Genomic DNA, 13,935 nt, shown 5'->3' on the forward strand with positions numbered 1-13,935 from the left:
ATTCTGCCACAAAACATTGTGTAAAAAAGTCGACTTTCTCGTATCTACTTGTAAGTCTTTTCGTACATTAATTATTATTTCTTATATTTCATGTAACCCAAAAAATCAAATATATCTAATAAAATCAAACACATTAACACAAACCAAAGATGTAATTTATACAAAAGCACCTCTATCTACCGTATTTGATTTTTAGCGCTACAACTAGGACTTAATAGTGGTCATTTCAGCCAATCATTTTTGTAATAAATCGCCTAATTGTGCATATAAAAAAGCCCTGTAGTCTCTCCCAAAACTACAAGGCTTAGCGGCTGTAAGTTTCCTCTTTATACTTACTTCATTGTAAGTTCGCTGTCTTTCGGCATTATTATTATGTTATGGCGATTTTACCCAACTTTCCGTGTTGAGCTTTTTATGTGCAGCCATCATCTCAAAAACATTCCTAAAGCTCTATGCGCCAATTTCTCGAATTGATGTAAGCAATTTCGTACAAATCTTTAAATTATTTATTTACAATTAACAATTTAGTAAATTATTAATTTTATCTAATACCCCGCTTTTTCTTATGGTTTTAATGGTTAAGGCTTGTACAAAAGCCTCTTGATCAGCCAGCACACTCACTACTTTTTTGGCACGGGTAATTGCGGTATACAGCAATTCTTTACTGAGTAAATTTTTCGCAGCCTCATCCAATACCACTGCGGTATGGGTAAATTCCGAACCTTGTGATTTATGAATGGTCAGTACAAATGCCGTTTCAATACTTTTCGGTAAGCGGGTAGCGGGTACCCATTTTTCCAAACTCGGGAAATAGACTTCAAACTGTGACTGTCCATCACGGCTACGTTTAAAACAGATCCCAATATCCCCGTTCGACAAACCCAGTTGATAATCGTTATAGGTCATCATCACTGGTCGACCAACATACCAATCGCCTTGCCTGCTCATCTGTAACGATAAAACCTCCAGTAAGCGCTGTTCAATCTGCTGGTTCAGCTGACCTAAACCGAAGGCACCATGACGAATTGCCGCCAAAATTCGGTAATCATCAAAAGTCTTGATCACCTGTGCTACCCAAAGCTCAGGTTCATCGGCGGTTAAATAGCTTTTCAGCACTTCAATATAGGGGTGATAGCCCAACATCAGTTTGTCGTAATACGCTGTCCGGTCAAATTGCCTGGACAGATGAGTAGGAAGATATTCCAGCTGGATCTGATCCGCCATTTCAGCCTGCAATGACACTGCCTGGATTTCACCCGGAGTAACCACTTGCTGTGCAAACTGGTCGAGTAAGGCTGCACTGGTTTGCACAGCTTGCTGGGTCTGAATGAATTGTGCCATTTTCCCAATCAACGCCCCCGCTTTAAAACGGCGACTGTTGACCAAATTGACCCGATTTTCAGCCATAGCCGGGACTTGCTGTAAGTCGGCCAGCACGGCTCCCACGTCTACCGCAGCCAGCTGGTCAGCATCGCCCAGTAAAATCAGGCGAGCCTGATCCGGTACCGCAGACAACAACATATTGGCCAGATTCAAGTCCAGCATGGAAGCTTCATCGACCACAATCACGTCATAGGGCAAAGGCTGCTGGGCATGAAAGCGTGGCTGATAACTACTTCCTAGCCCCAATAAACGGTGAATGGTAATCGGATTCAGCTGTTTTAACTCATCCGTCACCAAGCCTTGCAGTTTTTCATCATTCAGTGAATTTTGTAGTGCTTCTTTCATGCGCTGTGCCGCTTTACCGGTCGGCGCAGCCATGGCAATGCGGATATTCGGCATCGCCTGATTCAGCATGGCAATAATTCGCGCCAAGGTATAGGTTTTTCCGGTTCCCGGTCCGCCAGTAATGATATTCAGTGCCTGCTTCGCCACCATCTGCAAAGCCTGAATTTGATAGGGGTCAGTGAGTAAATCGGGATAAGCTACAAGATCAACCGCTGCAATGGTTTGCTGTTTGAGACGTACCACTTGCCGGGCCAGAGACTGCTCCATCGCCCAGTAACGATACAGATACAAATGCTGCTGATCAAAAACAAAAGGCGCGATATTTTGCTCGACATTTTCAGCCAAAACCACTAAATCATGCAGTGTATCGGCTTGCTGCCGAGTTGCAGAAATACAACTGTCGCCGTGTTGAACTGCCTGTAGAACCTGTTCAATAATATCGCTGCTATCTTCGTCCTGCTGTGCATGACTAAACGACTGCTGGCGAATAAACCGACTCCAAGTGCTGATCCATGCAGCGCCTTGATCATCTTTATATTGTTTATTTTCCACACAGTTATCCTCAAATTTATCCACAGCTTAATCTGTTGTTTAAAAGACATTAATTTTCATAAATCAGGCTATTTTGCTGTTTTTATCTTCAGCAAAACAGCCCAAAATAGCATCAAGCCGTAGTATAAATTCGGCCTCCGGCTTCCAGTGATAAAAGCCCTGTTGCGCCTGCCCCTTCATACCGCGCAAATACAGATAACTTGCGCCGCCCAAATGTTTTTCAATGTCATAGTCCTGCATGTGTACCGTTAAATAGCGATGTAATGCCACCAGATACAAACCAGCCTGTAACCAGTAACTGGCCTGCGACATGCTCTGCTTAATTTCCGTCTCAACATAGTGCGATTGATCGGTGCCTAAAAAGTTACTTTTATAATCGGCGATGTGATAATGCTGGCCATCAAAATACACCAAATCGATGGAACCGGTGAGATAGCGTGCAGAATTGGCCGGGTTAAAATCCAGCATGTCGATGCCGTGTTCTGCATACAATTGATGAATACGCTGGATGGCCAAGACATGGTCGGACAGGGACAGATAAAACGGAAATTCTGCCAGATATTCATGTTCATTCAGTTGATTGAGCTGAAAATCCTGATGTAAGGGTGTCGTTAACACCTCGGCTAGCCATTCGCCCATCCAGCCAATCAACTGTTCTTCATCGACCTGCTGAAACTCCTGCTCATATTTTGCCGAAAGTTCTTGCCATAAAGCGGGATAATCATTTTTAAAACGGCGGCGAATTTCCAAAGACCAGTCTTGCTGATCTTTAAAATCAATATGTTCAAAAATTTCATGCAAGAAAGTTCCGGCAACCGTTCCCATCGGAAAATTGTGTTTGATCCATGCCAACGGTTGATTGGTCACAGTTTCAATCGGCTCAACTATATGCATTTCATCTGCGGCACTTGGCATTTGCTCGGTATTCACCGCCAGCGCATCCATAGCCTGTTTACGGCTTAAATGCTGGGCCAAGGCACTGAAACTGGTTTTGGAACGTGGATAAAAGCGCTGACTAGGGAATTGCAAAGCCTGTAAAGGCAAAAGTTCCTGCTGCTTGGCTTGCAGCTTGAGCGGTCTTTCATTAAGCAATGCTTCGTCAGCACTGGCAGGATGCGCAAAGTCTTGCCCACGCCAGAAAGCCAAACCATGATTGGACTTGCCTTCCTGATCTTGCAACAGGGCATAGACCCGATGGCTGGCCCGAGTCAGCGCCACATACCAGAGTCGATGCTGCTCTGCGACAGCACGGGCATTGTGCTGATCAATTGCATTTTGATCGAGCAAATGCTTGTCATTCACCGCAACCACACGCTGAATATCCACTGTCCCGGTCACCGGATGAACATGTTCTACCGTGGAAAAGTTTAGGGTTTTGTTCATTTCCCTAAAATCTTTATCTGCCCCGAGCAGGAACACAATTTTAAACTCCAGTCCTTTGGACTGGTGAATGGTCATCAGTTGCACCCCTGCCTCATTCGACAGTTTGCGTTCCAGCTCCCACTCGCGTTCTGCCGGAGATTGCAGCTGTTTCAGATACCAATGATAGAGTTTTTGTGCGCCCTGATACTGTTCGCTGTACTGGCACAATAATTCGGTCAGATGACGCAAATTAACCACGCTACGTTCATTATCGCGGCTCTGGGTGGCGACCAGGTTTTTCCAGACCTGAAACAGGTTCAGACAGTATTGCCACGCGGTTAAAAAGCCTTTTTGCAGCCACATTTCCCGAATGCAATCAAAGTCGTAAATGAACTGGCTCAAACCATCGGCCTGAGCTTCCAGCTGTATCAATTGCTGCAAATTAAAGCCTAATAGACGGCTGAGTAAAGCCCGCTTGATTTTGCCCTCGTCATAAGGATGCATGATGGCTGCCAGTACCGCCCCAACATCCTTGGCAACCGCATGGTCAAACACACTGCGTTTCGATGGACGATTGACCCGAATACCCAAACGTTCCAGTTCATACTGGGCTTTATCCAAACCATCATGGTTTTTCGATAAAATTGCGATGTCATTTTCAATCAGATATCTGGGACCGGTTTTTTCCGCCAGATAGAGTTTTTCTTCAATGCACTGATTGAGTAAATCACGAATTTTCCAGGCGACCTGAATCGGCTCGTCCTTTTTATCATTCAGCAACAGCCAGCGCAGCGGTTGATGATTTTCACCCTCTGCATCAATGAGTGCTGGATGGGGACGCGAGCCGGCTTCAACCGGGCTATAAATCACCTCTTCACCAAAGTCCATCTGCCGCTGAAACAGGGCATCCACCGCCTGCACCAGCACTTTAACCGAACGGTGATTATGGCACAGGCTGTATTGCCGTCCCTGTTTGGACAGCACATCGGCACGGGCTTTGTTATAGGTCAGCATGTCGCCGCCGCGAAAGCCATAAATCGCCTGTTTCGGGTCACCGACCATAATCATGCAGCCCTGCATATAGCGCTTCTGATCACGCCAAATCCGCGCCAGCATATTGTCCTGATCCTGGTTGGTGTCCTGAAATTCATCCACCAGAATCAAGGGATAACGCGCCTGGACAAACTTGGCAAAGCGTAGTCCCTGCTCACCTTGCAAGGCTTCTGAAAGCGTGCGAATCTGCTGGGCAAAAGTGGTTTCACTTTTCTGCTGCAGTACTTGCGGCAAGCGTTTTTTGACTTCGCGACTTAAATAAAACTTCAGATAGGCATCCAGCAAATCCAGATCCAGATTGAGCTGGGACAAAGCTTCGCAAAAACTTTTTAGCGCTTGCATCACTGGGTGCTGTTCAAACTGATGCAATACCTCTTCAGCACATTTATTCAGAACTTTTTTGGTCGCCAGTTCAGTGAGATTTTTCAGGGTCTTTTCAAAATGTGGGGCAAATAAAGCATAGCTGCGCTGTTCCGATAGAGCCTGAATAAACGCTGGTAAATCTTCACACAAGGTGTGCTGCATCAAGGCATCAGTGCGCCATTTTTTGCCAATGACCGAATGATATTGTCCATCTGCGGAATAATATTCACTCAAGCCCGCAATCAGGCTTAAATCCAGCTGAATAAAGTCATCTACCAGCTGTTCAAACTGCTTTAAATCCAGCTCGGGCGCCTGCACTTCCTGAAACTGTGCCGAGGCAAAGTTCAGGCTATTTTCCACTACCGGAACATAAGCCTCCTGCGACTTCAGCTTTTGATTCAGCAGCAGATAATCCACTACATTCTGCGGCTGCAACTGAATCCATTCACGCAGCACATCATGAATCAGCTGGTAGGTATAGCTTTTGGCATCATCGGTAATATCGGCCCGTTCAATTTTGCCACTTTCAAAGGAAAACTCGCGCAGCAGCTTTTGGCTAAAGCTATCCAATGTACCGACAAACAGCTCATCCAGCTGGTCAATCACCAGTTTTAAACGTTCCCGGGCAAAATCCACTCGCGTAGCATAGTCACTCAGCACCTTTTGAAATAAGGGGTCTGTTTCAGCGGCAATTTTGGCCTGAATTTCAGTCTCGGTCAGGGTCTGACAGCGTTCAAAATAACGCAAGGTTTCTACCAGACGTGCCCGAATACGGTTTTTCAACTCTGCAGCGGCGGCACGGGTAAAGGTGGTGGCAATCACCTGATTGGGCAAATATGGCCCGAGAAAAATCCGCACCATCAGGCTAGACAGGGTAAAGGTCTTGCCTGTACCGGCCGAAGCTTCAATCCAGTGCAAGCCCTGGAATTGCATGTCGACAATCGGGTTAAAAGACATTTGAGTTAATATTTGGGGAGAATTCATCTTATTTTTTATTCTTCAATGGCCTGTTGATGCATAAACACTGGTTGATAGAGCTGATAGGAAAATTGTGCGCAGGCATCTTCCAGCAATGCAGTCGCATCCTGTTCCTGTAAAATAAACTGCCAGTCACGGTGCATTTGGGTAGCTTCATTATCCGTCACCGAAAAGCCGCTAAACTTGCCATCTTCATGCCAGTCTTTATAAATCACATCCATATCGTCAATGCACATCTGGTTCTGCTCATTGGCTTGCCAGTTATGCTGCTTGTCTTTTTCTGCAATTTTAAGCAGCAAGGCCGCAGGCAACACCAACGGCTGGCTTTGCCCATATTTCCAAGCGGCCAGCCAGTGATCCAGCCACTCGCGGGCTTTATTGGACGTCACGCCATGACACAAGATGGTCCGGTCACTAAACACCACAATCCGCGCCAGTTTTTCGCCACAATCACCCAAATTCAGATAACCTAGCCAGAGCAGATATTCCAGCCAGACTTTGGCACGGCGCTTGGCACGTGCACTTGAAGCATCCAGACTGACCCATTTAGCTGCGCCATTTTTCGGCAAATGAATGTTCATATACATGTGATCATTCACCTTCCACACCTGCTGTGTAGTCGGGGTCACTTCAGGGGCATATTTCAGCAAGCGGTCTTTTAAACGCTGCTGTTCCACCAGACTCATTTGCCAGCTGCTTTGTTGCAGTTTGCCTATCGGCAGATGATCCATCAGCAATTCAGGTTGAGCCGTCCCCTCCTGTTTTTGCAGGAACTGGCGCACGGCATAACGCCCCAAACCATCCAGCAACAAAGGTTCCTGTACCGCAGGCAGATCTTCAGGGCGCAGGTTTTCCACCCCCAAGGTTTTTAAATAAAGCCGCGCCGGAAACGTGACATCCTGAATCCATTGATGACTGTCCAGCACCCAGACATCCTGCTGCAGATGCTGATACGGCATATTTACCCAGGAGGCACGCTGTCCGGTGGCATGACGAATCTGTCCCGCTACACAGAACCATTGATCCTGATAACGCACCGGTCGAGCCGATTCAAAGCCCAGTGGATCAAAAGGTAATAAGGGATGCACATGATGCAGCGAGCGTAGTTGTTCAGGCACCTCTACACCGCCGATGATTACCGTTTCATCGGCTTCCGCATCGGGCCTTTTGTTCTGCACAATATAGGCCAGATGCTGTACCAGTTCCTGCACCACGGTGGATGGATCACGCACTTCACCATCATTAATGTCGAAGCCGTTATAAAACAGCCACAGATTGTCCTGCGCCAATAGCAAGTGATCTAAAAATGCCCCCTGATCATCTTCCAGACGGGAACGGTCGCCGAGCTGCGGTTTGAGCAAATCCATCAAATCAAAAGGTAAATGCTGGCTACGATTGGGAAACTTACCACTGTCCAGTCCCAACATCACAATCAGCTTATACGGCACAGGACGAATCTGCCCGATCTGGCTAAAAGTAATCTGCCCGGTCGGTTCAGCATGGTCCAGCTGCATTTCCAAGGTGTTATTAATTTCTGCCAACAGATAAGGCAGAGGCAGGCTTAAACTGCGCAAGGCATGATGATCGTGCTCATCGTAGAAACTGGCCAGTGTCAGCATTCGTTCCTGTTTTTTAATGATTTTATACACGGTCGATAATGACTCGACGCCAGTTTCTTCAAACTCGGCAAGATCCTGCATCAGGCGTTTTAGCCACTGCTCTACAGGGACATTTTGTCCTTGCTCATGCGCAATCATCCAGTCCCGGCGCGCGTCAAAATCCTGATAAATCTGGATCAGCTTGCCAATCAGCTCAAAATCGCTGGGCAGGACCTGGGCAAAACTGAGCGTGCCCTGAAACAGGCGATGCTCAGGAATGGCAATCCCCAAGGCCAAACGGTCGAGCGTAAATTTAAAACTAAAACGATAGTCTTCATCGCCTTCGCACAGGCTACGCTTTAAATGCTCGGCATCCAGTCCGCGTTTAAAACCGGCAGCAATCAGCAATTCCGTAATGCGTTCAATGGCATTGACGTCCAGACTGTAACGCTGCTGGGTCGCGCTTAAACTCAGCCAGTCGGCAAAATCTTCAATACTGAAACGCCCCTGAATCAGTTCAATCCGGCCCAGTACCGCTCGCCAAGCATTCAACGCATCCAGTTGTGCCACACCGGCAATTTGAATGGGCAGATATACACTGTCTTTGGACAGTTGATGACTGCTGCCGGCTTTATGCTGAATCAGGTCACGTTCGCTGGGTGGCGGTGCAAATACGCTGCGGATCAGCGGTTCAAGCTCGCTTAAGCTTGGGCTGAGCACCAAAATATCACTGGGTCTACGCGGTGCTTCTTTGGTGCCCTGTGCCAGCCAGTGAATCAGCTGTTCTTTTAACACTTCCAGCTGGCGCAAACTGGAATGGCAAACATGAATTTGTATCGAATCATCCTGTTCATCCAGTACATATTGATGCTGCTCTGGCTCCACCAGATACAAAATATCAGACTGGATTTTACCGAGTAAATTCGCTTTATATTCATCAATAAAGGCATCTGCCCAGACCCCATCTTCCCCCGAAGATAAATTCGATAACAGGGAGAAATGGTCACGCGCCTGCTTGCCAAAACGGGTCAACAAAGGATGACGCGACTCGCGCTGTTCTGCATTGAAATTTAAAGTAAATTCCTGGAAAAACTGTTCAATGTCGGCATCACTGGCTTTGGGGTTTTTCGCAATAAAGCGTTCTTTGACCCTGAGGTCGTAACGTGCTTTCCAGTTCGGATCGACACTGTCGGCCCAATATTCCTGTGAAGGGTTGTAATGCAGAATATAAATATCAAGGTACTGCCCCAGACGGCGTAAAAACTCCAGCTGCATGGGAGGCAAATCCAGCAGGGTAAAAATTACCAGTTGTTGTGGCAATTTTTTTAATGCTGCCTTGCGGGTCTCAGGATGATCCAGCGTTTCCCAGAACATAGCATCAATACTCTGCATCTGTTCAAAGTCCTGATGAAACACTTCCTGCCACAGCCAACGCTGCCAGGCTTCCAGTTCACGCGCCTGATTCAGGGTAAATTCAGAAATGTCGCTATTGGTTTTAAAGAACATGTCCTCAATCGGAAGTTCTTTATTTTGTCCCCAAGCCTGCAGCCAGTTAGTTGGACAGCTGCACATATTGGGAGGGCAATTTTTCTGGCAATGGCCGCGATATTCCATGTAATGGCTAAACAGGCGTGATACCTGCTCTGCCACCCAATACAGCATGCCCTGCTTTTTCAGCTGCTTTTCAATGCCCTGTTCCAAACGGTCGGCGCTGTCATAAATCCGCTGTACGATGGAATATAAAGGATGATCAAGCTGTAAAGAATTTTTTTCGCCCTGAATAAAGGCTTTTAATGCCTGAAACACGCGCCACTTGATAATAATTCGTGGAATATTGGCTTTACGCACCTGCTCTTTTTGATCGACCAGCACCCATTGATAGGCTGACCATTGGAAACCACGAATCCGGTGATGAAACTGGGTATTGGCACTGATGCCTTTTTGCTCTGCCAGCTTTTGGGTCAGCCAGGCTTCAACCGCATGCGACGGCACAATAAAGTGTTGAGTTTGCAGCACCTGAAAAGGTGTTGTGGCAGGCTTATTCACGGTCGTCAGCATGGCGTGCACCAGCACGTCTATACGCTGACTTTGAATCACATGAATGGCCATGACTGCATTACCCCAATATTTTTTAAAAAATGAAACGCCTACAAAAGCATAAAGATTATTTACTATACAACGGCGTCTGTCTATGTCAGTTTTAACTGCACATTAGCTTTAAAAAGGCTTTGAAATTCACACCTTAATGATGGTTGAATAGAACAAATAACACAAAATTTAAGGTATTTACATGATGAAAATAGATAAAATTCCAGACGCAATCGATCCTCAGTTAGACTTGGAAAGCATTCGGGCAGAATGCCTGGAACTTGTCAAAAAACGTGCTTACTGTTCTGCAGGTGCAGCCGTCATTCCGGTTCCATTTCTGGATGTGGTCATCGATGTCGGAATTTTGTCACAACTCATTCCGGAAGTGAATGCACGTTTTGGTTTGGCTCCGGAACAAATCAGTGTCTATGACCCTGAAACCAAAAAAGTACACTGGCATGAACTGCGTAAACGGGGGGTAGAATTTTCCGGCCTGGTGGTGGCACGTACCGCAGTGAAAAAATCCCTCAACAATGTGGTAGCAAAGGTCATCACCAAACAGGTGACTAAATTTATTCCGCTAGGTGGTCAACTTGTTGCTGCAAGTTTAGGCTACATTGTGATGAAGAAAGTCGCCGAAGCTCACGTAGAAGACTGTTACAAAATTGCCAAAGGGATTCAACAAAAACAGCAAGCCCAAGCGGCGAGTTAATCATCCCTCGCTCTATTAATAAAAAATTCCGCTTGCAGCTGAGAACCTAATTGGTTCTCAGCTGCTTTAAAATGGTTCTTAATATTTCTAAACGTGCGGTATTTTTGTCATCGTTGGCAATAATATGCCACGGTGCATAAGTGGTGCTGGTATGTTCGAACATATCCGCAGCTGCATCCAAATAAGCATCCCATTTTTCCCGATTGCGCCAATCCTCTGGAGTGATTTTAAAGCGTTTGTTTGGCGTCTCTTCACGGGCTTTAAAACGGGCGGCCTGCTCATCCTTGCTAATCGCCAGCCAGAATTTGATCACTACGGTTTGACTATTGGCCAGATCCCTTTCAAAGCGGTTAATTTCATCATACGCTCGCTGCCACGCATGCTCACTGACCAGTCCCTCCACGCGTTCCACCAGCACCCGTCCATACCAGGAACGGTCAAAAATCCGGATGTCTTCATCAGTCTGCAACTTGGTCCAAAAACGCCACAAATACGGATGACGCATCTCATATCGTTCAGGAGCCGAAATACTGTGAATGTCATATTCCCGCGGATCAAGATTTTTCACCAGCCGTTTGATGGTACCGCCCTTGCCTGCTGCATCCATGCCTTCAAATACAATAATGGCTTTACGGTCATCAAAACGTAACGCCTCGGCTACTTTTACCGATAGTTCTTTCAGCTCTTTTTTATAGTCTTCTTTGGTCGTGGGCTGATTTTCTGGATGCAGCAACAACTCTGGAACAGGCGCCTGTTTCCATTCAGTTTCTACTTCGCTCAAATGCTCTGGACAGTTTTTCATAGCCGCCAAAATGATCTGTGCAAATTGTTGATTACGTAATTTTTCATCCTCGCAATCAATGATGTTCCAGTCCTTGGTAAAACGCTGGCTGAGCTTTTGCAAACTGTCGTACTGCTTTTTATTACGCCAGTCCAGACCATGTAATTTATGCCAGCGCACTTCATGGGGATCCAGATTATCCATTCGCTTCTGCAAAGATTTCCAGGACAGATCAAACCAGACCTTCACCACATCGACATGATTATTTTTTAAGTCCTGCTCAAAAGCCTGCATATTGGCAATATAGGTATCAAACTGCGATTCATCCAGAGGCTTGGATACATGCAGGGCGGTGGCCAGCAAATCACTATACCAGTTGCCAAACAACACCATGAGCTGGCCTTCGGCAGGAATAAAGCTTGCATACGGCTGCCAGTAGGTCTGTGTGTTATCGAACATGTTGGCGGCATCAGCCTTAACCAGTAAATAACGCGGATCGACCCATTCACGCAGCTGCTTCACCGCCTCGCCCTTTCCAGCCAGTTCAATGCCATTGACCAGCACCAGTACGCTTTTGGCATTACTCTGGCCACGAGTATTTCTTAACTGATATTGTGCTTCAATCAAATTCAGGGAAAGTTCATCTTCATCCAGCAGCAGATTTTTTGTTTTTTTCAGTGTCATCTTTTCCCCCTATCCTTTTTTCTAAATTTCAGTCTATTCAAGCATAATCCTAGACTGAATTTGAACACATAGTGTTTATATTGCTCAGAATTGCTGCGATTCTCGGCAAACTGACTTAATTTAAACCATTTTTCTTGCTGTTTGTCATAGCGACTTTGCCCGTCTCGCTCTAATATTTAGCCATCTAAAAAATAATAGAGACATAGCATGTCTAAACTGGCTGCATTGGATGATCTTTTAGAATTGTATTATCAATTGAATTATCATCAAAATCCTGACATTTTTCGGCGCCTGCAAGATGTACAGGCTTGGCAAAAACAGCGCATGCAGGCCACCCATAGTAAACAGTTTGCTGAAAAGCAGAATGTATTGATGTCAGAGTATTTTCTGAACCGTCTCTATGGCGGTCCAGATTTTGACGCACTGGCTGAGCAGATTGCCCGCTTGATGAAATATGCACACAAGGCTGAAAAGCTGATTCCTGAAAATGCGGTGAAAACAGGCACATCAGGGGTATCTTTAGCCATTTTAGCGGTACAACTGGATGAACAGGTGGCCATGCAGCTCCTTGAAGATTATCATCCGCACGAAGCTCTAAACGATGAGATGATGCGTTTGACTTATCTAAAACTCGATCAGGGGCAGCCTCGTTTAAAACAGCTGGATTTACTCGACCAGCTGGGTTTTAGCCTGGATAAATACATGCGCTCGTTTATGGTTCAGACTGCATTTAAAATGTGTAAGGGGGCGGCCAGCAAATATAATTTCAACATCATGTATGAATTTATGCAGGATGGCTTTTTGGCCATGAAACCGTTAAAGTCAGCTGAGAAATTCGTGAAGGATTTTACCGCGGTTGAACGTCAGATTATCCATAAGGTTCACGCAGGCGATCCTCACCCGTTTCAGTAAATTATGTTGTGATGGAAATAACAAATTGCGCAGTGAATAAAAACACAGAGCAGATTTTATGTATATTATTCATAACAATTGCATGCGGATTGCTGTACAACGTCCTAGAATCTGTCATCATGCAAGCACTGCAACATTAACCCTATTTTTATGTTAGGAGTGACTCTAATGTCTAACGAAAAACAAACGCCTCCCTCTACCCCTGAGTCGGCACAAAATACAGACAAAGTGAGTCCTTTCTTAACTGAGCCTCTTCCACAAGGCACTGCACAAGGTCAGCAACAATCTTTACAACAACAGTTAACCGATACGCCAGTGACCGGTTCAGTACCCAAATACAATCTGCCACGTGGTGCCAATACCGGTAATGTCGGTCCGACCACCCACTTCGGTTACCAGACCGTCAGCAGTGAAGATAAAGCCCAGAAAGTGGCGGAAGTTTTCCATTCGGTTGCCAGCAAATACGACATCATGAATGATCTGATGTCTTTCGGTATTCACCGTCTCTGGAAACGTTTTGCCATTAATATGTCGGGCGTACGTCGTGGTCAGCATGTGCTCGACATTGCCGGCGGTACAGGGGACCTGGCCAAAGTCTTTAGCCGTGAAGTCGGTCCTACCGGTCATGTGGTCTTGTCTGACATTAACGAATCGATGCTGAACGTCGGTCGTGACCGCCTGACTGATGCTGGCTGTACCAATGTAGACTTCGTTTTGGCCAATGCTGAAACACTGGAACCATTTGCAGACAACAGTTTTGACTTGCTCACCATCAGCTTCGGTTTACGTAACGTGACCGATAAAGATGCTGCGCTGGCTGCCATGTACCGCGTGCTTAAGCCAGGTGGCCGTTTGCTGGTACTTGAATTCTCTAAACCGGTGTTTGAGCCATTCTCTAAACTGTATGACCTGTATTCGTTCACGGCTTTACCGATCATGGGCAAAATTATTGCCAACGACTCTGAAAGTTATAAATATTTAGCCGAATCTATCCGTATGCACCCAGACCAACGCACCTTAAAAGGGATGATGGAAAATGCCGGCTTCCAGAACTGTGATTACCACAACCTGACGGGTGGTATTGTGGCGGTTCACCGCGGCTTTAAACTTTAAGGTTTTATACT

The 13,935-nt window shown here is 46.1% G+C and carries 7 protein-coding genes; 3 read left to right on the forward strand and 4 right to left on the reverse strand.

Features of this window, described 5'->3' with window-relative positions:
- Positions 1-516 precede the first annotated feature (516 nt).
- The 3 genes from recD to FTU91_RS00360 form a co-directional block, all read right to left on the reverse strand.
- The gene (gene recD / locus FTU91_RS00350) at positions 517-2,280 is read right to left on the reverse strand and encodes an exodeoxyribonuclease V subunit alpha (RefSeq protein ID WP_180080158.1); all 1,764 of its coding nucleotides are present in this window, start codon (positions 2,278-2,280) and stop codon (positions 517-519) included.
- Positions 2,281-2,343: 63 nt separating this feature from the next.
- A complete protein-coding gene (locus FTU91_RS00355) occupies positions 2,344-6,042 on the reverse strand; it encodes a UvrD-helicase domain-containing protein (RefSeq protein WP_180080160.1) in 3,699 nt (1,232 codons plus the stop codon).
- Between the two features lie 8 nt (positions 6,043-6,050).
- Positions 6,051-9,743: an exodeoxyribonuclease V subunit gamma gene (locus tag FTU91_RS00360; RefSeq protein ID WP_180080164.1), complete on the reverse strand. Its 3,693-nt coding sequence runs from the start codon at positions 9,741-9,743 to the stop codon at positions 6,051-6,053.
- Positions 9,744-9,927: 184 nt separating this feature from the next.
- Here FTU91_RS00360 and FTU91_RS00365 point away from each other — a divergent pair, with 184 nt between their 5' ends.
- Positions 9,928-10,434, forward strand: coding sequence for a hypothetical protein (locus FTU91_RS00365; protein WP_086195421.1), 507 nt, complete (start codon positions 9,928-9,930; stop codon positions 10,432-10,434).
- Positions 10,435-10,480: 46 nt separating this feature from the next.
- Here FTU91_RS00365 and FTU91_RS00370 read toward each other — a convergent pair whose 3' ends face one another.
- Positions 10,481-11,899, reverse strand: a complete 1,419-nt coding sequence (locus FTU91_RS00370) for a phosphate--AMP phosphotransferase (protein WP_180080167.1) — start codon at positions 11,897-11,899, stop codon at positions 10,481-10,483.
- 207 nt (positions 11,900-12,106) lie between these two features.
- On the opposite strand from FTU91_RS00370, the gene FTU91_RS00375 reads away from it, so the two are divergent.
- Together FTU91_RS00375 and ubiE are read left to right on the forward strand one after the other, a co-directional pair.
- On the forward strand, positions 12,107-12,811 hold the full coding sequence (locus FTU91_RS00375; protein WP_180043268.1) for a hypothetical protein: 705 nt from the start codon (positions 12,107-12,109) through the stop codon (positions 12,809-12,811).
- Between the two features lie 168 nt (positions 12,812-12,979).
- Entirely contained in the window at positions 12,980-13,924 is a 945-nt protein-coding gene (gene ubiE, locus FTU91_RS00380) for a bifunctional demethylmenaquinone methyltransferase/2-methoxy-6-polyprenyl-1,4-benzoquinol methylase UbiE (protein ID WP_086195228.1), read from the forward strand.
- The last annotated feature ends 11 nt before the right edge of the window (positions 13,925-13,935 follow it).

It is taken from the genome of Acinetobacter sp. YH12201 (assembly GCF_013418145.1).
In the GTDB taxonomy this organism is placed as follows: domain Bacteria; phylum Pseudomonadota; class Gammaproteobacteria; order Pseudomonadales; family Moraxellaceae; genus Acinetobacter.